Genomic DNA, 21,402 nt, shown 5'->3' on the forward strand with positions numbered 1-21,402 from the left:
GATGGAGAAAATCATCGGTCGGCGTCGAGATACCGCCGATCACCGATGCCGGCCAGCGTCAGCGCTCGCTCGGCGAGCGGACGAGTGAGCTCGAGGTCGGCGGGCACCAGCCCGACGCGGATACGCCGCTCGAGCAGGTCGTCGACGTCGACGGCGCCCTCGTGGGTCACCCCGAAGACCAGCTCGGCCAGTGTCACCGGGATCTGCTCGGTGGCGGGCGCGAGCAGGTCGTCGTCGCTGAGTCCGGTGACCTCGCGGGCGGTCTCGAGCACGAGTCCGGCATCGGCGCCGTAGCGGCGCACCAGCCGCTCGGGGTGCTCGAGGGAGGCCAGAGCGGGCCGGGGTGCCGCGCCCGCCAGCCGGGTGGTGCGGGTGCGGCACGGGCCGGCGGTGAGCCGCCCCATGCGCACGGCGACGTCGACGGCGTCCTCGGCCATCCGGCGATAGGTGGTGAGCTTGCCGCCGACGACGGTGACCAGGCCGTCGGCGCCGGTGTGCACGGCGTGCCGGCGGGAGAGGTCGGCCGTGGCGCCCTCGCGGCCGGGCAGGTCGAGCAGCGGGCGGAGGCCGGCGAACGCGCCGACGACGTCGTCGCGGTGCAGCGGGTGGGCGAACGCGGCGCCGACGACGTCGAGCAGGAAGCCGATCTCGGGCTCGGTGGGCTGCGGCACGTCGGGGATGTCGCCGTCGGCGGGCTCGTCGGTGAGGCCGACGTAGACGGTGTCGTCGGGCTGGGGCAGCACCAGCACGAACCGGTTGGTGGCTCCCGGGATCGGGGCGAAGACCGAGACCTGCAGGCCGGGCAGCGTCTGGCGCCGGAGCACCAGGTGGGTGCCGCGGCTGGGGCGCAGGGCGATGTCGTCGGCCAGGCCGCCGGCCCAGACGCCGGTGGCGTTCACGACGGAGCGGGCGGCCACCGTCGTGGTCGTGCCGGTCAGCTCGTCGCGCAGGCGGACGCCGCTGCCCGAGGCCTCGAGCACCCGGGCGCGGGTGCGCACGTGGGCGCCGTGGTCGGCGGCGGTGCGCGCGATCGTGGTGACCAGGCGGGCGTCGTCCTCGAGCTGGCCGTCCCACGACAGCAGCCCGCCGCGCAGCCCGGCGGGCCGCAGTGCCGGCGCGAGGCCGAGCGTCTCGGTCGCGGTCAGCCGACGCGGCCGCGGGAGGGTGCCGGAGGAGGTGCGGGCGCCGAACCGCAGGGCATCGCCGGCGAGCAGCCCGGCCCGGGTCAGCGCCGCCAGCGGCGGCGTGACGCTGGAGTTGAGCGGCAGCAGCATCGGCATCGGGCGGGTCAGGTGGGGCGCGGTGACCTCCATCAGGACGCCGCGCTCGACGGCGCTCTCGTGGGCCACCCCCACCTGGCCCTTGGCGAGGTAGCGCAGTCCGCCGTGCACCAGCTTCGAGGACCAGCGCGAGGTGCCGAAGGCGAGGTCGTGGGCGTCGACCGCCAGCACGGTGAGCCCGCGGGTGACGGCGTCGAGGGCGACCCCGGCGCCGGTGACGCCGAGGCCGATCACCACCAGGTCGACGGTGTCGGGCAGGTCGGCGAGGCCGGCGGCGATGCGGGTGGCCGGCCGGCCGGCGTCCTGGCCGGGCGCCCGGCCTGCGTGCGTGCTCATGGAAGCACCGCCTTCGTCATCAGCGCGGTGAGCTCGGCGTCGAGCTCCTCCTCGGTCACCTCGTCGTCGACCATCGTGTGCGCCGAGAGGACGAACCCGTGGGCGGCGAGCAGCAGCCCGCGGGCGATCGCGACGGGGTTGCCGGCGCGCACCTCCCCGGCCTCCTGACCGGTGCGGACGGCGTCGGCGACCAGGCCGAGGATGAGGTCCTGGGTGCGCCCGCGGCGGGCGAGCAGGTAGGGCAGCAGCAGCTCGGGGTCGAGCTCCACGATGCGCACGAACAGCTCGTTCTCGCGCAGGTGACGCACGGTGGCGACGATGCTGTCGACCATCCGGTCGACGGCGGGCCGGGCCGGGTCCTGGGCGGCGACCGCGGCCTCGATGACCGCGGTCCACTCACGGGTCATCAGGTCGCCGAGCAGCTTCGGCATGTCGGCCCAGGTGCGATAGATGGTCATCCGCGACACCCCCGCCCGGCGGGCCACCTCGGTGAGGGTGGTGCGCCGCCAGCCGACGTCGAGGATGCACTCGCGGGCGGCGTCGAGGTAGCCGTCGCGGGGCGACTGCCGGAGCGAGGCGACGGGCACGACCGGCTGGTCCGGACTGTTGTGACGCTGTGACGTCATGTGTCACACTGTAACACATGACCGCGTCGACGCAGACCCCCGAGATGCACCCGCAACGGTGGGGCGACCCCGCCCTGGCCGCGCCGCTGCCCGAGTCCGCCCGGGGACTGGTCGACCTCGCGTTCGGGGTGCACGAGCGTCCCGCGGTCGAGCAGGTGACCCTGCCGCCCTGCGGCCTGAGCGACGACCTGCTCGCCGAGCTGCGCGAGATCCTCGGCGAGGAGCACGTGCTCGCCGACGACGCCACCCGGCGGCTGCGCACCCGGGGCAAGTCCACCCCCGACCTGCTGCTCGCCCGCGCCGGTGACCTGAGCGACGCCCCCGACGTCGTGGTCCGCCCCGCCGACCACGACGAGGTCGCCGCCCTGCTCGCCTGGGCCACCCGGGCCGGGGTGGCGGTGGTGCCGTTCGGCGGCGGCACCTGCGTCACCGGCGGCCTGGTCGCGCGCCGCGAGGGCTTCGCCGGCGTGGTCAGCCTCGACCTGGTGCGGCTCAAGCGCCTGATCGCCGTCGACCGCGAGTCGATGACCGCCACCCTCGAGCCCGGCCTGCGCGGTCCCGAGGCCGAGGCCCTGCTCGCCGCCGAGGGGCTCACCATCGGCCACTACCCCCAGTCCTTCGAGTACGCCACCATCGGCGGCTTCGCCGCCACCCGGTCCAGCGGGCAGTCCAGCGCCGGCTACGGCCGCTTCGACGCGCTCGTGGTGGCGCTGCGGGTCGCCACCCCCGTCGGCGAGCTCCGGCTCGGGCACGCACCGGCCAGTGCGGCCGGGCCCGACCTGCGCCAGCTGGTGCTCGGCTCCGAGGGGGCCTTCGGCGTGATCACCGAGGTGACCGTGCGGGTGCGCAAGGCGCCCGCGGTCCGCGTCTACGAGGGATGGCGGTGGCCGTCGTTCGCGGCCGGCGCCGCGGCCGTGCGCAGGCTGGTCCAGGCCGGGTTGCAGCCCACCGTGCTCCGGCTCTCCGACGAGGCCGAGACCGCGATCAACCTCGCCGACCCCGGCGCCATCGGCGGCAGCGACGCCGCCGGCTGCCTGATGCTGGTCGGCCACGAGGGCGACCGGGCCGCGGTCGACGCCCGCCGCACCGCGGTCGAGGCACTGCTCACCGGCCTCGGTGGCATCCCGCTGGGGGAGGAGCCGGGCCGCTCCTGGGCCCACGGCCGGTTCGCCGCGCCGTACCTGCGCGACGCCATGCTCGACGCCGGCGTGCTGGTCGAGACCCTCGAGAGCGCGACCTTCTGGTCCGGTCTGGAGCGGCTCCACGCCGACGTCCGCAACGCGCTGGAGGCCTCGCTCGGCCAGCCGGTGATGGTGCTGGCGCACATCTCCCACGTCTACGAGACCGGCTGCTCGCTCTACTTCACCGTGGCCGCGCCGGAGGGCGAGGAGCCGCTGGCCCGCTGGCGGGCCGCCAAGGCCGCCGCCACCGACGCGATGGTCGCCGCCGGGGCGACGATCACCCACCACCACGCGGTCGGCACCGACCACCGGCCCTGGCTGGCCGACGAGATCGGCGAGCTGGGGGTCGCGGTGCTGCGGGCGGTCAAGCGGGAGCTCGACCCGGCCGGCGTGCTCAACCCGGGGGTGCTGGTGCCATGAGCTCCACCGCGGTCCGCTCGTTCTCGTTCCTGGTCAACCCCGGCGCCGGCGGCGGTGCCGCGCCGGAGGCCGTCGTGCCGGTGGCCCGGCTGCTGCGTGAGGCGGGTGCTGCCGTCGAGGTGACCTACTCGCCGGGGCCTCGGGCGATGACGGCCCTGGTGCGGCAGGCGGTCGACCGCGGCGACGTCGTCGTCTCGGTCGGCGGCGACGGGATGCTGGCCTCGCTGGCCGGCGAGGTCGCCGAGCTCGACGGCACCCTCGCGGTGCTGCCGGCGGGCCGCGGCAACGACTTCGCGCGGATGCTCGACCTGCCCACCGAGCCCGAGGCGCAGGCCCGGCTCCTGCTCGAGGGCAGCGAGCGCTCGGTCGACCTGCTCGGCGCCACCTTCCCGGGAGCTGCCCCGCGGGCCGTCGCCGGCTCGGTCTACTGCGGGGTCGACGCCCGCGCGGCGGCGATCGTGGCGAGGTCCCGCCGCCTGCCGCAGCGGCTGCAGTACCCCGTCGCCGCGGTGCGCGCGCTCGCCGCCTACCGCCCGGCCGACGTCGAGGTGGTCGTCGACGGCGTCTCCCACCGGTACGCCGCCGCGACGGTCGTGGTGGCCAACTCCGCCTTCTACGGCAAGGGCATGAAGATCGCGCCGCTGGCGGCGGTCGAGGACGGCCGGCTCGACGTGGTCGTGATCGAGGCGGCCTCGCGGGTCTCCCTGATCCGGTCGCTGCCGAAGGTCTACGACGGCGGGCACGTCGCGCTGCCCGAGGTCACCACGCTGACCGGACGCCGGGTCGAGGTGCGCGCCGACGCGAAGGTGCCGGTGCCGGTGGGCGGTGATGGTGAGCCGCTGGGCGACCTGCCCGGGCTCGCCGACCCGCCGCTGGTGGTCGAGGTCCGACCGGGCGTCCTGCGCATCCTGGCCTGACGCCGACCCGTCACAGATTCCCGCAGTTTGGCGGCGTGTCGCGGAACGTTCGACGGGTCGGCGGCACCGGGTCAGCCGAGGGCCTGCTCCAGGTCGGCCCACAGGTCCTCGACGTCCTCGAGGCCCACCGAGAGCCGCAGCAACGCCGCGTCCGGACGGGCGGCCGCGGCCACCGGCCGGTGCGTGAGCCCGGCCGGGTGCTGGACCAGCGTGTCCACCCCGCCGAGGGAGACCGCGTGGGTGATCAGCGCGCACCCGCCCGCCGTGGCCGCCGCGGCGGCGTACCCCCCGGCGAGCTCGAACGCGAGCATCGAGCCCGGGCCGGCCATCTGGGTGCCGACCAGGCCATGGGGGTCGCACTCCTTCAGGCCGGGGTAGAGGACCCGCCGCACCCGGGGATGGCCGGCCAGGCGGTCGGCGAGCGCCGCCGCGGTCTCCTGCTGGGCGCGCACCCGCACCGGCAGCGTCTGCACCCCGCGGTGCAGCTCGTAGGCGGCCAGCGGATGCAGCAGCCCACCAGTCAGCGCGCGGACGCCGCGCAGCCGGGCCACCCACTCCTCGCCCGCCGCGACGACCCCGCCCATGGCGTCACCGTGCCCCCCGAGGAACTTGGTGGCCGAGTGCAGCACCAGCGCCGCCCCATGGTCGGCGGGGCGCTGCAGCACCGGGGTGGCGAAGGTGTTGTCGACCAGCACCGGCACGTCGCCGGCCTGGGCCACCACGTCGCGCAGGTCCACCAGGTCGAGCGTCGGGTTGCCGGGCGTCTCCACGACCACCAGGCCGGTGTCGGGGCGGATCGCCTCGGAGACCCGGTCGGCGGTGGCCCAGCTGACCTGCGTGCCGAGCAGCCCGCTGGCCAGCACGTGGTCGGTGCCGCCGTAGAGCGGGCGCACCGCCACCACGTGCGGCCGCCCGGCACTCACCGTGGCGACGAGGGTCGCGCTCAGCGCGGCCATCCCGGTCGCGAACGCGACCGCGGCGGGCAGTCGCTCCAGCCCGGCGACGGCCCGCTCGAACCGGTCGACGTTGGGGTTCCAGAGCCGCTGGTAGACCAGCGAGTCGCCCGCCTCGGGCCGGGCGCCGCCGGCCAGCCGGTCGTACGCCGCGCCGCCGGCCTCGACCGAGGGCAGCGGGTAGGTGGTCGACAGGTCGATGGAGGGCACGTGCACGCCGAGCGCGGCGAGGTCTTCGCGGGCGAGGTGGACTGCGTCGGTGTCGAGCCGGTTCATCTCCCCAGCGTGCGCCACCCGTGGTTCTGAGAGAACAGTTCCGAAGAATCCTCGGTTCATGGTGGCGAAGACCGCGGATCACGACGACCCGACGGCTACGCTCGCCGTCGTGGCCGACGATCGTGCACGGGCCCCCGGCCCGCCGCCCCGCACCCCGCCGGTGCTCGACCAGGTCGACCGGGTGCTGGTCGCCGAGCTACTGCGCGACGGCCGCGCCGCCAACGCGGCGCTCGCCCGGGCGGCCGGGATCGCCGAGTCGACGTGCGTGGCCCGCCTGCGCCGCCTGCGCGAGCGCGGCATCCTCACCGGGGTGACCGCGACGGTCGACCTGGCCCGCCTCGGGCTGCCGGTGCAGGCGATGGTGTCGCTGCGCTTCGCCGGCCACCTGCGCAGCGACGTCGACGCCTTCGCCCGGGAGGTGACCGGGCTGCCGGGGGTGATCGCGGCCTACAACGTCTCCGGCGCCGACGACTTCATCGTCCACGTCGCCACCGAGACCCCGGAGGCGCTGCGCGACTTCGTGCTCGACCACCTCACCGTGCGTCCCGGGGTGGTCCACGCCGAGACCTCGCTGGTCTTCCACGCCACCCCCGGGCGGCGGCTGCTGCCGGAGGTCTGAGCCCGGCGCGGCCGGATGACGTGGGGCGTCGTCCCAGGCGTCACACCGGACCGACGGAACTGCCGCGCCTCACCCGGCGAACGACCACACCAGCAGCTCGCTCGGCACGGCCGCGGTGACCTGCCGGCCCGGGTCGTCGGTGATCAGGAACGCATCGCCCTCGGCGAGCGGCTCGGCCAGCGAGGAGCGCAGCAGTGCCCCGCGGGCCACGAAGACGTGCTGGCGCGCCTCGTCGGGCAGGGTCAGCGTCTGCCCGCCCTCGAGCCGGGCCACCCGGAACGTCGCGCCGGGCGTGCGTAGCGGCACCGCCCCGCCCGCCCCGGCGACCACGGTCAGCACCCCCGGCTCCAGCGGCGCGGCCGCCAGGGAGTACGACGGCTCGGTGGCAGGCACGTCGCGGCTCAGCCAGACCTGCACGAAGCGGGTCGGGCCCACGTCGGCCACCGCCACCTCGCGGTGGGTGACGCCGGGGCCGCTGTCGAGCACCTGGACGGTCCCGGGCTCGACCCGAGCCGAGCTGTCGGCGGTGCCGCGGTCGTCGCCGTGCTCGAGGGCGCCGGTGAGCACCCAGGTGACGATCTCGACGTCGCTGTGGCTGTGCGCCTCGAAGCCCTTGCCGCCGGCCAGATGGTGCTCGTCGTGGCAGACCATCGGCCCGAACCGCACCCGTTCGGCGTCGTAGTGCTCCCCGAAGCTGAACGAGTGCCGGGTCTGGCCACCGTCGAGCCGGGAGATGAAGCGGGATGAACCCCTGCGGACCTCGACCACCACGTGGAAGATTGTGCCCGTGCCCGCCCAGACACCCCCGCCCGGGGACCCGCTCCCGCCACCACAGCTGCCGCCGGGCTTCCGCTTCGGCACCAGCACCGCGGCGTACCAGGTCGAGGGCGCCGCCACCGAGGACGGGCGCGGCCCGAGCATCTGGGACACCTTCTGCGCCGAGCCGGGCCGTGTCGTGGACGGCTCGTCGGGCGCGGACGCCTGCGACCACTATCACCGCTACGCCGAGGACGTGGCGCTGATGAAGCGACTCGGCACCGACGGCTACCGGTTCTCGATGAGCTGGCCACGCATCCAGCCGACCGGCTCGGGCGCGCCGAACGCGAAGGGGCTCGACTTCTACGACCGGCTCATCGACGAGCTGCTGGCGAACGACGTGCAGCCGATGGTGACGCTCTACCACTGGGACCTGCCGCAGGCGCTCGAGGACGACGGCGGCTGGCTGAACCGGGCGACCGTCGAGCGGTTCGCCGAGTTCGCCGCGATCGCCGGCGAGCGGTACGCCGACCGGGTCGAGCACTGGATCCCCGTCAACGAGCCGAACGTCGTGACGCTGATGGGCTACGGCATCGGCATCCACGCCCCCGGCCGGGCGTTGATGTTCGACGCGCTGCCGGTGGCCCACCACCTGCTGCTCGGTCACGGCCGGGCCGCGGTGGCGCTGCGCGCCGCGGGCGCGACCAGCGTGGGCTGCGCCAACAACCACGCCCCGATGTGGCCGGCCAGCGAGGACGCCGCCGACGTGGGCGCCACGAAGCTGTTCGACGCGCTGTGGAACGGCATGTTCAGCGAGCCGATGCTGCTGGGCCGCTACCCGGCCGACCTGGCCCCGCTGCTGGAGGAGGTGGTCCGCGACGGCGACCTGGCCGCGATCCGGCAGCCGTTGGACTTCTACGGCGTCAACTACTACAACCCGATGCGCGTCGGTGCGGCCGCCGAGGGCGCGGAGATGCCGTTCGAGTTCCGCGAGCTCGTCGGCTACCCGACCACCGACTTCGGCTGGCCGGTGGTGCCCGACGCGCTGCGCGAATGGCTGATCACGTTCCGGGCCCGCTACCGCGCGGCGCTGCCGCCGATCCACATCACCGAGTCGGGCTGCGCCTACAACATGGGCCCCGACGAGCACGGCGTGGTCGACGACCAGCCGCGCATCGACTATCTCGACGCCCACCTGCGGGCGGTGGCCACCGCGATCCAGCGCGGCGTCGACATCCGCGGCTACTACACCTGGTCGCTGATGGACAACTTCGAGTGGTCCGAGGGCTACACCCAGCGGTTCGGCCTGGTGCACATCGACTACGAGACCCAGCAGCGCACCCCCAAGCGCTCCTTCGACTGGTACGCCGAGGTGATCGCCGCCCAGCCCCGGTCGCTCGGCTGAGGTCGGTCGGCGGGGCGCCAGCTGTAACGCGGTGTCCGGGTAGGTACCGCGGTGCTGGGACGGCCGAAAACCTACCCGGACACCGCGTTACATGCCGCGGGCGCCGCGCACGGGCGCTACGGGATCGTGACCACGATCTTGCCGCGGGTGTGGCCCTGCTCCGAGAGCCGGTGGGCGTCGGGGAGCCGGTCGAGCGCGAAGGTCTCGGCGACGTCGACGCGCAACCGCCCCGCGTCGGCCAGCGCGCGGAGCTCGTCGAGGTCGTCGCGGTCGGGGCTGACGAACACGTAGCGCCCGCCCATGGCGAGCACGGTGTCTGCGTCCACGATCGAGGCGACGCGGGCGGTGTCGCGCACCTGGTTCGGCGCATCGGCGAGCGCGTCGCCGCCGACCAGGTCGAGCACGGCGTCGACCGGCGCCGACAGCTGCTCGCCGACCGGCCCAGCGGCGTAGTCGATCACCTCGGTGACGCCGAGGCCGCGCAGGAAGTCGTGGTTGCCCGCGCTCGACGTGCCGACCACCTCGGCGCCCCGGGCCAGCCCGATCTGCACCGCGAACTGGCCGACGCCGCCGGCCGCGGCGTGCACGAGCAGCCGGTCACCCTCGCCGACCTGCAGCGCGTCGACGACCGCTTGCCAGGCGGTCAGCCCGGTCAGCGGCACCGCGGCGGCCTCCTCGAACGACAGGCCGGCCGGCTTCAGCGCCACAGTGCGCTGCGGGGCGGGCACCAGCTCGGCCGAGGTGCCCGCGTGCACGTCGTCGCGGCGTACGTAGCCCCACACCTCGTCGCCGACCTGCAGCCCGGTCGTCACCGCCGGCCCGACCGCCTCGACCACTCCGGCGACGTCCCAGCCGGGGATGATCGGCAGGTGGTGCGGGAACGCGCCGCGCAGGTAGCCCTCGCGGACCTTCCAGTCGACGGGGTTGACGCTGGTGGCTCTCGCCCGCACCAGGACGGTGTCGGGCCCCATCGGCGGATCCTCGACCTCGCGCACCGAGATCACTCCGGCGTCGCCGTACTCCTCGTAGACCGCTGCTCGCACTGATCGCCTCCGGGCTCGTCGGCCGGGACGGTCCCGGCCGTGGGTCCGGTGCCCGTTCCAGCCCGGGGTACGCGCTCAGGCGCCCAGCGCCGCCGCGGTGCGTCGCACGATCTCGGTGAGCCGCTCCGGCGAGGTGGCGAGGTTCAGCCGCACGTGACCGGTGAGCCCCGGGTGGTAGTCGTGGCCGGGCGCCAGCTTCACCCGGCCGCGCTCGAGCGCGACCTGCGCCGGGTCGTCGTGACCGAAGGCGCGCAGGTCGAGCCAGGCCAGGTACGTCGCCTCGAGCGGCCGCATCCGGGCCTGCGGGAGGTGGGTGTCGAGGAGCTCCGCGAGAAGGGTGCGCTGGCCGTCGAGGCGCTCCACGAGCGCGGCCAGCCAGGCGTCGCCGAGCTCGTAGGCGGCCACCGCGCCGACCACGCCCAGCGACGACCACGAGTCGTTGCGCACCATCGGCACGTCGGTCAGCCGCCGGTGCGTCCCCGGGTCGGCGGTGACCAGCTGGGCACAGCGCAGCCCCGGCGTGTTGAACGCCTTCGAGGAGGCCACGATGGCGACCGCGTGGTCGGCGGTGCCCTCGAGCGCGAGGTAGGGCACGTGCTCGGCGCCGGGGAGCACCAGCGGCGCGTGGATCTCGTCGCTGATCACCCGCGCGCCGTGCCGCGCCACGACGTCGCGGACGCCCTCCAGCTCGGCGCGGGTGTAGACGTGGCCGCACGGGTTGTGCGGCTGGGTGAGCAGCAGCGTGCGGGCGCCGTCGCGGAACAGCCGGTCGAGTCCGTCGAGGTCGATCGTGGCGCGCCCGGCGTCGGGGGAGACGGGCAGGTCCCACCGCTCCCGGCCGGTCACCTGGGCCACGTCGAGCTGGGGGGCGTAGGCCGGCAGCGGCAGCACCATCGGTCCGGGATCGCTGAGCACGTCGAGCGCCAGCCGCACCCCGGCGGTCACGTCGACCACCGGCGTCACCTGCCCCGGGTCGACCTGCCAGCCGAAGTGCCGGCGCGCGAACCCGGCGTACGCCTCGCCGAGCGCGCCGCCACCGGTCTCGAACGCCGGGTAGCCGGTGACGCCGCGGGCCACGGCCGCCGCGACCGCGTCGGTCACCGCGGGCGCCACGGCGTAGTCCATCTCGGCCACCCAGGCGGGCAGCACGCCCTCGGGCACCCCCCACTTGCACGGCAGCGCGGCCCGGGCCTGCGCTTCGGTCAGGTCGACGATCTGTGCGGTCTCGCTCACGGTCCGAACCTAGGTCAGGCGGGGTCGAGTGGGGCCGGGATGGGTCTCGCGGTGCAGCTCCTGGCGCATCTGCGCCGCGATGCATCGGATCGGCCGCCCAGAGGTGCCTCGCCCGGCAATCGCGCGAGCACGCGCGCACTCACCGCCCGGCCGGCACCCGGTCGGCCAGCCCGGCGACCACCCGGGTGCCCTGCTCGATCGCCCGCTTGGCGTCGAGCTCGGCGGCCACGTCGGCGCCGCCGATGACATGGGCGTGCGGCAGTGCCTCGACGAGGTCGCGCACCGACTCCTGCCCGGCGCAGACCACTACGGTGTCGACCTCGAGCAGCCGCGGCTCTCCGTCGACGGTGACGTGCAGCCCGGCGTCGTCGACCCGGTCGTAGGTCACCCCGGTCACCTGCACGACCCCGGACTGCTTGAGCACCGCGCGGTGCGCCCACCCCGAGGTCTTGCCGAGGCCGATCCCGATCGGGGTGGTCTTGCGCTGGAGCAGCGTCACCTCGCGCACCGCCGTCCGCGGCTTGCGCTCGGTGAGCCCGCCGCGGTGCACGGCTGGGTCGCCGACGCCCCAGTGCGCCATCCAGTCGTCGAAGTCCTCGCGCGGGTCGTGCGCGAGGAAGTGGCTGACGTCGACGCCGATGCCGCCGGCGCCGATCACCGCCACCCGCTTGCCGGCCACGACCCGTCCACTCAGCACGTCGGCGTACGAGACCACGCTCGGGTGGTCGACCCCGGGGAAGTCGGGCACCCGCGGCACGACGCCGGTGGCCAGCACCACCTCGTAGTACGCCGCGAGGTCGCTGCCGCGCGCCCGGGTGCCGAGCCGCACGTCGACGCCGAGCACCTCGAGCCGGCGACGGTAGTAGCGCAGCGTCTCGGCGAAGTCCTCCTTGCCGGGCACCCGCATCGCGAGCCGGAACTGGCCGCCGAGCTCGTCGGACTGCTCGAACAGGGTGACCGCGAACCCACGCTCGGCGGCGGCGGTGGCGGCCGCCAGTCCGGCCGGCCCGGCGCCGACCACGGCCACCGTCGACCGGTGCCGGGTGGGGCTCAGCACCAGCGTGGTCTCGCGGCAGGCGCGCGGGTTGACCAGGCAGGACGCCTTGCGGTTCTCGAAGACGTGGTCCAGGCAGGCCTGGTTGCAGGCGATGCAGGTGTTGATCTCGTCGGCGCGACCCGCCTCCGCCTTGGCCACGAACTCGGGGTCGGCGAGCAGCGGCCGGGCCATCGACACCAGGTCGGCCTCACCGGAGGCGAGCACCGACTCGGCGAGCTCGGGGGTGTTGATCCGGTTCGACGCGCAGACCGGCACCGACACCTCCGCCTTGAGCCGGGCGGTGTAGGAGCGCCACGCGCCGCGCGGCACCTGGGTGATGATCGTCGGCACCCGGGCTTCGTGCCAGCCGATGCCGGTGTTGAGCACGCTGACGCCGGCGTCCTCCAACCGGTGCGCGAGCTCGACGACCTCCTCCCAGATCTGGCCGTCCTCGACCAGGTCGAGCAGCGAGATCCGGTAGACGATCGGGAAGTCGTCGCCGACCAGCTCGCGGGCCCGCCGCACGATCTCGACCGGGAACCGCATCCGCTTCTCGGCGCTGCCGCCCCAGGCGTCGGTGCGGTCGTTGGTGCGGGCGGCGAGGAACTGGTTGATCAGGTAGCCCTCCGACCCCATGATCTCGACCGCGTCGTAGCCGGCCTTGCGGGCCAGCCCGACCGACTTCGCGAAGGCGGTCGCGGTCTGGTCGACCGCGCGGCTGGACAGGGCGTGCGGCCGGAACGGGGTGATCGGCGACTTCCGGTTCGACGCCGAGACGCTCAGCGGGTGGTAGCCGTAGCGGCCGGCGTGCAGCACCTGCAGCGCGATCGCACCGCCCTCCCCGTGCACCGCGGCGGTGACGTCGCGGTGCCGCATCGCCTGCAGCCGCGTGGTCATCTCGGAGGCGAACGGCTTGAGCCAGCCGCGCTTGGTGGGGGCGTAGCCGCCGGTGACGATCAGCCCGACGCCGCCGCGGGCGCGCTCGGCGTAGTAGGCGGCGAGCGCGGGCAGATCGTGCACCCGGTCCTCGAGCCCGGTGTGCATCGAGCCCATCACCACCCGGTTGCGCAGGGTGAGGGATCCGATCGTGAGCGGGGCGAGCAGGTGGGGGTACGAGGTGCCGGTCACGGCTGTCCTTCCGGGTGGGGGTCGGTCGCGTCGAGGAACTCGGTGAGCCAGTCGACCCAGAACTCCTCGAGCCGGATGCCGCCGCGCAGCACGAGGTACTGGTGCAGCTCGTGGCCGGTGAGGCGGTCGGGGTGGGGATAGTCGCGGGCCCGGAGCCGGTGGTAGTGCTCAAGCCGGGTCGCGTGGTCGGCGCGGGCGGCGCGGGCGACGTCGCGCACCCCGTCGGGGTCGTCGGCGTACGCCGCCCCGCGCAGCTTGACGGCCAGGTCGCTGCGCAGCGGCTCCCCGGCCGCGGGCTCGACCAGCCACGCCGCGAGCGCCGCCTCGCCGGCGGCCGACACGGCGTACACCTTCTTGGCCGGCCGGCCGGGGTGCGGCACCTCGGTGACGGTGAGCCAGCCGTCGGCCTCCATCCGGCCCAGCACCCGGTAGATCTGCTGGTGGGTGGCCTGCCAGAAGAACCCGATCGACCGCTCGAAGCGGCGGGCCAGCTCGAGGCCGGCCGCGGGCTGCTCGCGCAGTGCGACCAGTAGGGCGTGCTCGAGGGCCATGACGGCGATCCTCACCCAACCAGGGACGGTATGCAACTAGTTGCACACGTTGCCTGGACCACAGGCAGGTCCGGCTCCTCACGTTTCGGTCGCTGTGAGGCCCTAGAGACAACCCGAACGTGAGGAGCGAGCGAGCCGGCCTCGATGGGCCGGTCGGGAGGGAGGTCAGCCGGTCGGGCGTGTCCGCAGCCAGGCCCAGACCAGCCGGCCGGTGCGGGCCAGCTGCTCGGGCTGCAGCACGTCGGGCCGGTCGTCGGCCGAGTGGTACGCCGCGTACGGCGTGCTGCCGAGCCGGGCGACGTCGAAGCCGGCCTTCTCGAAGGACCAGTGGTCGCTCGACCGGTTGTCGCTGCACCCCGCGGCGGCGATGCCCTCGGCGCGGGCGGTACGCAGCAGCCGGTCGCGCACCCTGCCACTGCTGAGGCCGCCGGTGCAGACCGGCACCAGGCCGCCGACGCCGACCCGGTCGAGGGAGACCATGGCCCGCAGGTTGCGTCGCTCGGGGCCGGTGAGCTCACGCACCAGGTGCTGGGAGCCGAAGTGGTGCAGGTCGTCGCCGGGCCCACGGGGCTCCTCCGCGCCGAACGCGACCAGCACGACCGGCAGTCGCGTGCCGTCGCGGCTCGCCAGCCGGGCGAGCTCGAGGAGCACCGAGACCCCGGAGGCGTTGTCCTCCGCGCCCGGGGCCACCGCGACGGTGTCGAGGTGGGCGCCGACGAGCAGGTAGGGCCGGGTGGGGTCGAAGCCGGGCGGCTCGGCCACGACGTTGAACGATCGGCCCGCCGCGACCGGCACGCCCCACGAGTCACCGGCCGGCACCGGGAACCGCTGGCGGCGCACGGCGTACCCCTGGCGCGTCAGCTCGCCGCCGACGTACGCCGCGGCGTCGCGGAACGCCGGTGAGGTCGCCAGCCGTGGGCCGATCCGGCCGGCCAGCGCCTCGACGTGTCGCAGTGCCCGGTCGACCGCGAAGCGCGCCGGGCGGACGGGGGAGGGGTCGGCGGTGGGCTCGGGGCTCGGGGTGGGGGTGGTCGCCGGACCGGAGGCGCTCGATGAGTTCGGTGTGCTCGGGCCGGTCGGGCTCGCCGGGCCGGCGTCCGGGTCGCCGGAGCAGCCGGCGAGGGCGGCGAGCAGCGCGACCGTGACCGCCGCCCCCCGTGCTCGCATGCCTCGACGGTAGGGCACCAGGACCGAACACCCCAGGCCTCTTGACTGAATACCCTAGGGGGGTATGGCGATCGATATGGATCAGACCTGGCGCACCGCGATCACCGCGACCCGGCACTGCCTGACCGGCTGTGCGATCGGCGAGGTGCTCGGCATGGCCCTGGCCACCTGGTGGGGCTGGTCGGACCTGCCGAGCATCGCGCTGGCCGTGGCGCTGGCGTTCTTCTTCGGCTACCTGCTCACGTATTGGAGCGTCCGGCGGGCCGGCCTGAGCGTGCGCGACGCCGTGCGCGCCGCGCTGGCCGCCGACACCGTCTCGATCCTGGTGATGGAGGTCGTCGACAACGGCTTCCTGCTCGCCTGGCCCGGGGCGATGGACGCGATGCTCAGCGACTGGCTCTTCTGGGCCGCCCTGGCGATGGCGCTGGCGGTGGCGTTCGTGGTCACCGTGCCGGTCAACCACGCGCTGATCGCCCGCGGGCGCGGGCACGCGGTCGTGCACGCCATGCACCACGAGGGGCACGAGGGGCATGAGGGGCACGAGGTCTCGGCAGGCTCGACCACCGAGGCGGACTCGACCACCGAGGCGGGCTCGACCCCCGGGCACAGCAATGACGAGAGTCACGACCAGGGGCGGTCCGGTGGAACCGGTCACCAGCACCACGGTTGAGTCCCTACGATTCGGTCCATGCGCGCGCGCCGTCCCCGCCTCGTCGGGCTCACCCTCCTGCCGTTCCTGCTCACCGCCTGGGCCTGTGCTCCGGTCGACGAGGACGAGACCGCCGACGACCCGGGCGCGACGTCCGCCGAGAGCCCGGCCGGGAGCGCCGACGCGAGCCCGGACCCCGCCTGTGAGAAGGAGCAGCTGCCGTTGGTCAACGCCGGGCAGCTGATCATCGGCACCGACTCCCCGGCGTACGAGCCCTGGTTCGTCGACAACGACCCCAGTAACGGGGAGGGTTTCGAGTCGGCGGTCGCCTACGCGGTCGCCGAGGAGCTCGGCTTCTCCGCCGACGAGGTCGACTGGGTCAAGGTGCCCTTCAACACCTCCTACAAGCCGGGCGCGAAGGACTTCGACTTCGACATCAACCAGATCTCGATCACGCCGGCGCGCGCGGAGGTCGTCGACTTCTCCGACGGCTACTACTCCGCCGCCCAGGCCGTGATCGTGCTCAAGGACTCGCCCGCCGCCGACGCGACCACCGTCGCCGAGCTCGGCGACCTGCGGCTGGGCGCCCAGACCGGCACCACCTCGTTGACCGCGATCCGCGAGGTGATCGAGCCCGACGACGACCCGCTCGTCTTCGAGGACACCAACGCCGCCAAGCAGGCGCTGCTCAACGACCAGGTCGACGCCATCCTCGCCGACCTGCCGACCGCCTTCTACATCACCGCCGTCGAGATCCCGCAGGGCACGATCGTCGGGCAGTTCCAGCCCGAGACCGGCGAGCAGGAGGAGTTCGGCATGCTGTTCGAGAAGGGCAGCGACCTGGTCCCGTGCGTCGACGCGGCGCTGGCCGCGCTGCGCGAGGACGGCACTCTCGAGCAGCTCGAGACCGAGTGGCTCTCCGACGTCGTGAACGTTCCCGAGCTGTCGTGACCGCCCGTCCGCGTCGGGCCCGGGGATGACCGAGGCCTGGACCCCGAGCCCGCGCGAGGTCGAGCGCCGCGCGGTGCGCCGGCGGCGGCGGTGGCTCGGCACGCTCGGCGCCACGGCGCTGGTGCTGCTGGCCTTCACCGTCGTCGCGGTGGCGGTCACCAGCTCCCCGGGCTGGCCGCGGGTGCGCGAGACGTTCTTCAACGGTGAGCACGCCCGCGAGTCGTTCCCGGCGATCGCCGACGGCTTCTGGCTCAACGTGCAGCTGTTCACGATTTGCGAGGTGCTGATCCTCGCGCTGGCGCTCTCGGTGGCGCTGGCCCGCACCGCCCGGTCGCCCTGGCTGGCACCGCTGCGGGTGGTCGCGGTCGTCTACACCGACCTGTTCCGCGGGATCCCGACGATCCTGCTCGTGCTGATGTTCGGCTTCGGCATGCCCGCGCTGCAGCTGCAGGGGCTCCCGAACAGCGGCTTCTTCTGGGCCGGCGTGGCCTTGGTCGCCTCCTACGGCGCCTACGTGGCGGAGGTCTTCCGCGCCGGCATCGACTCGATCCATCCCTCGCAGATCACCAGCGCCCAGGCGCTGGGCCTCGGTCGAGGGCAGACCATGCGGCACATCGTGCTGCCGCAGGCCGTGCGCCGGGTGGTGCCGCCGCTGCTCAACGACTTCATCTCGCTGCAGAAGGACACCGCGCTGGTGTCCGCGGTCGCGGTCTTCGATGGGGTGTACGCCGCGCGCGACTACACGGCGTACCACTTCAACTACACGCCGTTCACCGTGGCGGCGGTGTTCTTCGTGGTGCTGACGGTGCCGCTGACCAGGTTCGCCGACTGGCTGCAGCGGCGCTCGATGGAGCGCGAGCGGGCGGGTGCCCTGTGATGCCGAATCCGGGAAGCGGTGAGCCGGTGCTGCGGGTGCGCGGCCTGCGCAAGAGCTACGGCGACAAGGTGGTGCTCGACGACGTCGACCTCGACGTGGCCCGGCACGACGTGATCTGCCTGATCGGGTCGTCGGGGTCGGGCAAGTCGACGCTGCTGCGCTGCCTGAACCTGCTCGAGGTCGTCGACGACGGGGTGATCGAGCTCGACGGGCAGGAGATCTCCGACCCGCGGGTCGACGTGCGCGCGGTGCGCAGCCGGATGGGCATGGTCTTCCAGGCCTACAACCTGTTCCCGCACCTGACCGTGCTCGACAACTGCACGCTCGCGCCGCGCAAGGTGCACGGCCGCTCGCGCCGCGACGCCGAGGCGCGGGCGCGGGAGCTGCTGGAGCGGTTCGGACTCGCCGACAAGGCCGACGCGCACCCCGACCGGCTCTCCGGAGGACAGCAGCAGCGGGTGGCGCTGGTGCGGGCGCTCTGCCCCGACCCCGAGGTGCTGCTGCTCGACGAGATCACCGCGGCGCTGGATCCCGAGCTGGTCGGCGAGGTGCTCACGATCGTGGGCGACCTGGCCCGGGCCGGCACCACGATGCTGCTGGCCACGCACGAGATGGCCTTCGCCCGCGAGGTCGCCACGAAGGTGTGCTTCCTCGACGGGGGCCGGGTCCTCGAGCAGGGCCCGCCGGCCGAGATCTTCGCGGCGCCGCGCGAGGAGCGGACCCGTCAGTTCCTGCGTCGAGTGCTCCCCGCCTGACGCCGACCCGTCAGGCATTCCCGCCACGTCGCCGCGTGTCGAGGAACGATCGACGGGTCGGCGATCCCGCAGTAGCGCCGCGCACCGTTCGGCTCGCATCGCGCCAGGCGATCCAGGCGCCACGCAGCCGGGGCAGGGGCCGGGGCTCGCCGCGGCGTCGGGCCCGGATCAGGTCGGCCAGCCACGGGGGAGCGGCGGCCTGCTCGACCGCCCGGCTCTTGGTCATCAGCTCGCCAGTCGCGATCGCGTGCCGGCCACGGGCCATGGCGGTCAGGCCGAGCTCGGCCAGTGTCGGGTCGAGCCACACCCACGGCCGGCGCACCGCCCACGACCAGTAGCCGGCCAGCTCGGCCCGCGCCGCCCGGCGTACGTCGTCACCGGTCACGGGCGGCAGCAGCGCGACCGGTGGACGCCCGAAGACCGCGAAGCCGTGCCGGACCAGCTCGGCCCGGGTGATCTGCGAGAGCGGACGCTCGACCAGCCGGCCGTGGGTCCAGGTGGGGTGCCGGAGCTCGACGTCGAGCAGGCGATGCTCCTCGACGTAGGCACAGCCGAGCGCCGCGCCCAGCGCTGGTCCGCTGTCGAGGTCGCGGTGCAGCTCGGCGACGGCCCTGATGCGGGCGGTGTCGACCCGGCCGTCGACCACCGCCACCAGGTCGAGGTCGCTCACCCCCGGCAGATGGTCGCCGGTCGCGAGCGACCCCGCGACCCAGAGGTCGCGCACCCAGCCCAGCTCGGCGAGCCGGGCGCCGAGCGCGGTCACCGCTGACGGGACCGGCCGCCGAGTCGTCATCTGTTCCTCGACACGCCGACGAAACCCGTGAATCAGTGACGGCTCGCGGTGCAGCCGGGACTACACGGCCGCAGCGCGCCCGACCAGCCACGCCGCGCCAGCAGCGTGGCCAGGTGGCCGGCGGTGGCGCAGGGGCGGGCCAGCACCTGGCCGTAGGACAGCACCACCTCGGTGCGGCGGGCGTGGCCGGCCGCGGCCGCCGCGGCCAGCTGGGCGTCGAGCTCGCGGTCGTGTCGACCCGCCGAGTCGTGGCGCAGCCGGCCGTCGAGCTCGAGTCGCAGCCGGTGCGGCGGGTAGGCGAACGCGGTGATGCCCGGCTCGTCGGGCCGGTCGCCGCGCGGATGGCGCCAGCGCCGGCCGCGGGGCAGCCCGTGGGGGTCCTCGACCTGCTCGTGCAGCAGCCTCTCCAGCATCAGCGGGCGGCCCCGCTCCAGGTCGCGCAGCAACGGGCGCAGCCACAGCGCGTTGCGCAGCCGCGCCCGACGGTCGGCCGCCGACTTCAGCACCGCCGCGTCGACACCGCGCAGGTCGATCACCGTCGACAGCACCCCGACCCCCGCCCACAGGTCCGCGGCCCGGGAGGCGACGTCGAGAGCGGCCTCCTCGGGTCGCAGGCGGGGCGGCGCAGCGTCCCAGTCGGTGCGCACGTCGAGGGCCCGCATCTTGCGCGTGGCGTAGCCCTCCAGCTGATGGATGCTGCGGTCGCCGCCGACCGCGATCGTGATCGGCGCGCTGTCGTCGTGGCGACGCCACCCCGGTCCGGCCACCGCGCGCAGCGCCGACTCGCCGGCGAGCGCCGCCGGCCAGAAGTGCAGGACGCCGGCCCAGGCCCGCTGGTGCCAGCTGGGCTGGTCGGTGGGAGCGATGAGCACGCCGGTCACCAGGCGGTCGAGCTGGCGGCGACGGACCAGCCGCTCCACGTCGGAGTGGCGCCCGCCGAGCTCGTTGAACTGCCGGCGCGAGACCAGCCCCGCCTGCCGGTCCATCAGCCCGAACAGCGCACGGAGGTCGAGAACGGGTGTTCGGCTCACGGGCGCATCACGGGTCCATCCTCGCCCCTCCCGGCCGGAGCCGCCACCGGGGCCGGCGACTCTGTGGAACATCTCTCCCGATCGTGACAGTGGATCTGTCATGATCACCGGCCATGAGCAACGAACCGGGCCAGCGGCCCTACGGACTCGGTCAGGGCACCGGACCGCTGCGCGGCGTGAAGGTCGTCGAGATCGCCGGCATCGGTCCCGGGCCGCACGCTTGCATGATCCTCGCCGACCTCGGCGCCGACGTGATCCGCGTCGAGCGCCCCGGAGGGCAACTGCTCGCCGGCGGCAAGGAGAACCTGCTCAACCGGGGCCGTCCCAGCGTCGCCCTGGACCTGAAGAACCCCGAGGCGACCCGCACCGTGCTCGAGCTGGTCGCGAGCGCCGACGTCCTGGTCGAGGGCATGCGCCCCGGCGTGACCGAGCGCCTCGGCCTCGGCCCCGACGACTGCCTGGCGGTCAACCCGCGGCTGGTCTACGGCCGGATGACCGGGTGGGGCCAGGACGGCCCGCTCGCCCACGCCGCCGGCCACGACATGAACTACATCGCGATCACCGGCACCCTGTTCGGGCTCGGCCAGGACAAGGCCCGCCCGCACTTCCCCTCGAACCTGGTCGGCGACTTCGGCGGCGGGTCGACCTACCTCGTCATCGGCATCCTGGCGGCCCTGCTCGAGGCCCGGATCAGCGGCCAGGGCCAGGTCGTCGACGCCGCAATCGTCGACGGCACCGCCCACCTCAACGCGATGACCGCCGCGTTCCTCGCCTCCGGCGCCTTCCGCGAGGAGCGCGCCGCCAACCTGCTCGACGGCGGCGAGCCCTACTACGACATCTACGAGACCGCCGACGGCCGGCACATGTCGGTGGGCGCGCTCGAGCCGCAGTTCTACGACGAGTTCGTCCGCCTGCTCGGCATCGCCGACACCGCCCCTGACCGGTACGACGCGGCGCAGCGCGACGCCCTGCGCACGCTCATCGCAGAGCGGTTCCGAAGCCGCACCCAGGCCGAGTGGGTCGAGGTGTTCGAGGGCACCGACGCCTGCGTGGCCGGGATCATCCCGATCAGCGAGGCGGTGCACCACCCGCACCTGGCCGCCCGCGGCACCTTCGTCGAGCACGACGGCCAGGTGCAGCCGGCGCCCGCGCCACGCTTCTCCCGCACCGAGCCGTCGCTCACGCTGCCGCCCTCGCCGGCGGCCGGGTCGCACACCCGCGAGGCGCTCACCGCGTGGGGTGTCGCCGACGTCGAGGGGCTGCTCGAGCGGGGTGTCGCCGTCCAGGCGTGAGCGCCCCGCCGGCGTACCTCGCGGTTTCGTGGCTTCCGTGGCGGGTCGGGTGCCTGAGCACGCGCCATACCGCGTCGTGGGGCACACGACCCATCCCCCCGGGATCGGCGCGTCGAGGCGCACCCGG

The 21,402-nt window shown here is 74.4% G+C and carries 20 protein-coding genes; 9 read left to right on the plus strand and 11 right to left on the minus strand.

Annotated elements, in window-relative coordinates; all coding sequences use genetic code 11:
- Positions 1-11: 11 nt before the first annotated feature.
- Positions 12-1,616: a glycerol-3-phosphate dehydrogenase/oxidase gene (locus D6B71_RS08885; RefSeq protein WP_121254146.1), complete on the minus strand. Its 1,605-nt coding sequence runs from the start codon at positions 1,614-1,616 to the stop codon at positions 12-14.
- Positions 1,613-2,242, minus strand: a complete 630-nt coding sequence (locus D6B71_RS08890; RefSeq protein WP_121254148.1) for a TetR/AcrR family transcriptional regulator — start codon at positions 2,240-2,242, stop codon at positions 1,613-1,615. Before D6B71_RS08890 ends, D6B71_RS08885 begins: the two co-directional genes overlap by 4 nt.
- 17 nt (positions 2,243-2,259) lie before the next feature.
- Here D6B71_RS08890 and D6B71_RS08895 point away from each other — a divergent pair, with 17 nt between their 5' ends.
- Entirely contained in the window at positions 2,260-3,843 is a 1,584-nt protein-coding gene (locus D6B71_RS08895; RefSeq protein ID WP_240641226.1) for an FAD-binding oxidoreductase, read from the plus strand.
- Complete coding sequence (locus tag D6B71_RS08900) at positions 3,840-4,760, plus strand: diacylglycerol/lipid kinase family protein (RefSeq protein WP_121254150.1); 921 nt, start codon at positions 3,840-3,842, stop codon at positions 4,758-4,760. Before D6B71_RS08895 ends, D6B71_RS08900 begins: the two co-directional genes overlap by 4 nt.
- A gap of 71 nt (positions 4,761-4,831) precedes the next feature.
- Here D6B71_RS08900 and D6B71_RS08905 read toward each other — a convergent pair whose 3' ends face one another.
- Positions 4,832-5,989: a trans-sulfuration enzyme family protein gene (locus D6B71_RS08905; RefSeq protein ID WP_121254442.1), complete on the minus strand. Its 1,158-nt coding sequence runs from the start codon at positions 5,987-5,989 to the stop codon at positions 4,832-4,834.
- A gap of 109 nt (positions 5,990-6,098) precedes the next feature.
- Between D6B71_RS08905 and D6B71_RS08910 the strand changes: the two genes are divergently transcribed.
- Positions 6,099-6,608 (plus strand): Lrp/AsnC family transcriptional regulator, encoded by a 510-nt coding sequence (locus D6B71_RS08910; RefSeq protein ID WP_240641227.1) that lies wholly within the window; start codon positions 6,099-6,101, stop codon positions 6,606-6,608.
- Positions 6,609-6,677: 69 nt separating this feature from the next.
- On the opposite strand, the gene D6B71_RS22460 is transcribed toward D6B71_RS08910, so the two are convergent.
- Positions 6,678-7,379 carry a pirin family protein gene (locus tag D6B71_RS22460; RefSeq protein WP_164519585.1) on the minus strand — a complete coding sequence of 234 codons (702 nt, stop codon included), beginning with the start codon at positions 7,377-7,379 and terminating at the stop codon, positions 6,678-6,680.
- A gap of 16 nt (positions 7,380-7,395) precedes the next feature.
- Between D6B71_RS22460 and D6B71_RS08920 the strand changes: the two genes are divergently transcribed.
- The gene (locus D6B71_RS08920; RefSeq protein ID WP_240641228.1) at positions 7,396-8,769 is read left to right on the plus strand and encodes a GH1 family beta-glucosidase; all 1,374 of its coding nucleotides are present in this window, start codon (positions 7,396-7,398) and stop codon (positions 8,767-8,769) included.
- Positions 8,770-8,885: 116 nt separating this feature from the next.
- Here D6B71_RS08920 and D6B71_RS08925 read toward each other — a convergent pair whose 3' ends face one another.
- The 5 genes from D6B71_RS08925 to D6B71_RS08945 all read right to left on the minus strand — a co-directional run bounded on the left by D6B71_RS08925 (position 8,886) and on the right by D6B71_RS08945 (position 14,927).
- Positions 8,886-9,812 (minus strand): NADP-dependent oxidoreductase, encoded by a 927-nt coding sequence (locus D6B71_RS08925; protein WP_121254156.1) that lies wholly within the window; start codon positions 9,810-9,812, stop codon positions 8,886-8,888.
- 75 nt (positions 9,813-9,887) lie between these two features.
- The gene (locus D6B71_RS08930; RefSeq protein ID WP_121254158.1) at positions 9,888-11,045 is read right to left on the minus strand and encodes a MalY/PatB family protein; all 1,158 of its coding nucleotides are present in this window, start codon (positions 11,043-11,045) and stop codon (positions 9,888-9,890) included.
- A 139-nt stretch (positions 11,046-11,184) separates the two neighbouring features.
- On the minus strand, positions 11,185-13,209 hold the full coding sequence (locus tag D6B71_RS08935; protein WP_121254159.1) for an NADPH-dependent 2,4-dienoyl-CoA reductase: 2,025 nt from the start codon (positions 13,207-13,209) through the stop codon (positions 11,185-11,187).
- Positions 13,206-13,760: a PadR family transcriptional regulator gene (locus tag D6B71_RS08940; RefSeq protein ID WP_121254161.1), complete on the minus strand. Its 555-nt coding sequence runs from the start codon at positions 13,758-13,760 to the stop codon at positions 13,206-13,208. Before D6B71_RS08940 ends, D6B71_RS08935 begins: the two co-directional genes overlap by 4 nt.
- Positions 13,761-13,925: 165 nt before the next feature.
- Positions 13,926-14,927, minus strand: a complete 1,002-nt coding sequence (locus D6B71_RS08945) for a M28 family metallopeptidase (protein ID WP_121254163.1) — start codon at positions 14,925-14,927, stop codon at positions 13,926-13,928.
- A 64-nt stretch (positions 14,928-14,991) separates the two neighbouring features.
- On the opposite strand from D6B71_RS08945, the gene D6B71_RS08950 reads away from it, so the two are divergent.
- From D6B71_RS08950 to D6B71_RS08965, 4 genes are read left to right on the plus strand one after another with little or no spacing between them, the layout of a single operon-like run.
- A complete protein-coding gene (locus D6B71_RS08950; protein WP_240641229.1) occupies positions 14,992-15,597 on the plus strand; it encodes a DUF4396 domain-containing protein in 606 nt (201 codons plus the stop codon).
- An 18-nt stretch (positions 15,598-15,615) separates the two neighbouring features.
- Positions 15,616-16,527, plus strand: a complete 912-nt coding sequence (locus D6B71_RS08955) for an ABC transporter substrate-binding protein (protein ID WP_121254167.1) — start codon at positions 15,616-15,618, stop codon at positions 16,525-16,527.
- 25 nt (positions 16,528-16,552) lie between these two features.
- Positions 16,553-17,404, plus strand: coding sequence for an amino acid ABC transporter permease (locus D6B71_RS08960; RefSeq protein ID WP_121254169.1), 852 nt, complete (start codon positions 16,553-16,555; stop codon positions 17,402-17,404).
- Positions 17,404-18,159 (plus strand): amino acid ABC transporter ATP-binding protein, encoded by a 756-nt coding sequence (locus D6B71_RS08965; RefSeq protein ID WP_121254171.1) that lies wholly within the window; start codon positions 17,404-17,406, stop codon positions 18,157-18,159. The genes D6B71_RS08960 and D6B71_RS08965 overlap by 1 nt, the downstream gene beginning before the upstream one ends.
- Before the next feature lie 10 nt (positions 18,160-18,169).
- On the opposite strand, the gene D6B71_RS08970 is transcribed toward D6B71_RS08965, so the two are convergent.
- Both D6B71_RS08970 and D6B71_RS22670 read right to left on the minus strand, forming a co-directional pair.
- The gene (locus D6B71_RS08970; RefSeq protein ID WP_121254172.1) at positions 18,170-18,952 is read right to left on the minus strand and encodes a nucleotidyltransferase domain-containing protein; all 783 of its coding nucleotides are present in this window, start codon (positions 18,950-18,952) and stop codon (positions 18,170-18,172) included.
- Between the two features lie 32 nt (positions 18,953-18,984).
- Complete coding sequence (locus D6B71_RS22670) at positions 18,985-19,983, minus strand: hypothetical protein (RefSeq protein WP_164519586.1); 999 nt, start codon at positions 19,981-19,983, stop codon at positions 18,985-18,987.
- 113 nt (positions 19,984-20,096) lie between these two features.
- Here D6B71_RS22670 and D6B71_RS08980 point away from each other — a divergent pair, with 113 nt between their 5' ends.
- Positions 20,097-21,275 (plus strand): CaiB/BaiF CoA transferase family protein, encoded by a 1,179-nt coding sequence (locus D6B71_RS08980; RefSeq protein WP_121254174.1) that lies wholly within the window; start codon positions 20,097-20,099, stop codon positions 21,273-21,275.
- Positions 21,276-21,402: the final 127 nt, after the last annotated feature.

Origin of the sequence: Nocardioides ferulae (assembly GCF_003660455.1) — a bacterium.
GTDB classification, from domain to species: domain Bacteria; phylum Actinomycetota; class Actinomycetes; order Propionibacteriales; family Nocardioidaceae; genus Nocardioides; species Nocardioides ferulae.

Bases quoted from the DNA above. Each gene is read 5' to 3' on its own strand.
- D6B71_RS08885 (WP_121254146.1), bottom strand. From the start codon at position 1,616: ATGAGCACGCACGCAGGCCGGGCGCCCGGCCAGGACGCCGGCCGGCCG.
- D6B71_RS08890 (WP_121254148.1), bottom strand. From the start codon at position 2,242: ATGACGTCACAGCGTCACAACAGTCCGGACCAGCCGGTCGTGCCCGTC.
- D6B71_RS08895 (WP_240641226.1), top strand. From the start codon at position 2,260: ATGACCGCGTCGACGCAGACCCCCGAGATGCACCCGCAACGGTGGGGC.
- D6B71_RS08900 (WP_121254150.1), top strand. From the start codon at position 3,840: ATGAGCTCCACCGCGGTCCGCTCGTTCTCGTTCCTGGTCAACCCCGGC.
- D6B71_RS08905 (WP_121254442.1), bottom strand. From the start codon at position 5,989: ATGAACCGGCTCGACACCGACGCAGTCCACCTCGCCCGCGAAGACCTC.
- D6B71_RS08940 (WP_121254161.1), bottom strand. From the start codon at position 13,760: ATGGCCCTCGAGCACGCCCTACTGGTCGCACTGCGCGAGCAGCCCGCG.
- D6B71_RS08945 (WP_121254163.1), bottom strand. From the start codon at position 14,927: ATGCGAGCACGGGGGGCGGCGGTCACGGTCGCGCTGCTCGCCGCCCTC.
- D6B71_RS08950 (WP_240641229.1), top strand. From the start codon at position 14,992: ATGGCGATCGATATGGATCAGACCTGGCGCACCGCGATCACCGCGACC.
- D6B71_RS08955 (WP_121254167.1), top strand. From the start codon at position 15,616: ATGCGCGCGCGCCGTCCCCGCCTCGTCGGGCTCACCCTCCTGCCGTTC.
- D6B71_RS08960 (WP_121254169.1), top strand. From the start codon at position 16,553: ATGACCGAGGCCTGGACCCCGAGCCCGCGCGAGGTCGAGCGCCGCGCG.
- D6B71_RS08965 (WP_121254171.1), top strand. From the start codon at position 17,404: ATGCCGAATCCGGGAAGCGGTGAGCCGGTGCTGCGGGTGCGCGGCCTG.
- D6B71_RS08970 (WP_121254172.1), bottom strand. From the start codon at position 18,952: ATGACGACTCGGCGGCCGGTCCCGTCAGCGGTGACCGCGCTCGGCGCC.
- D6B71_RS08980 (WP_121254174.1), top strand. From the start codon at position 20,097: ATGAGCAACGAACCGGGCCAGCGGCCCTACGGACTCGGTCAGGGCACC.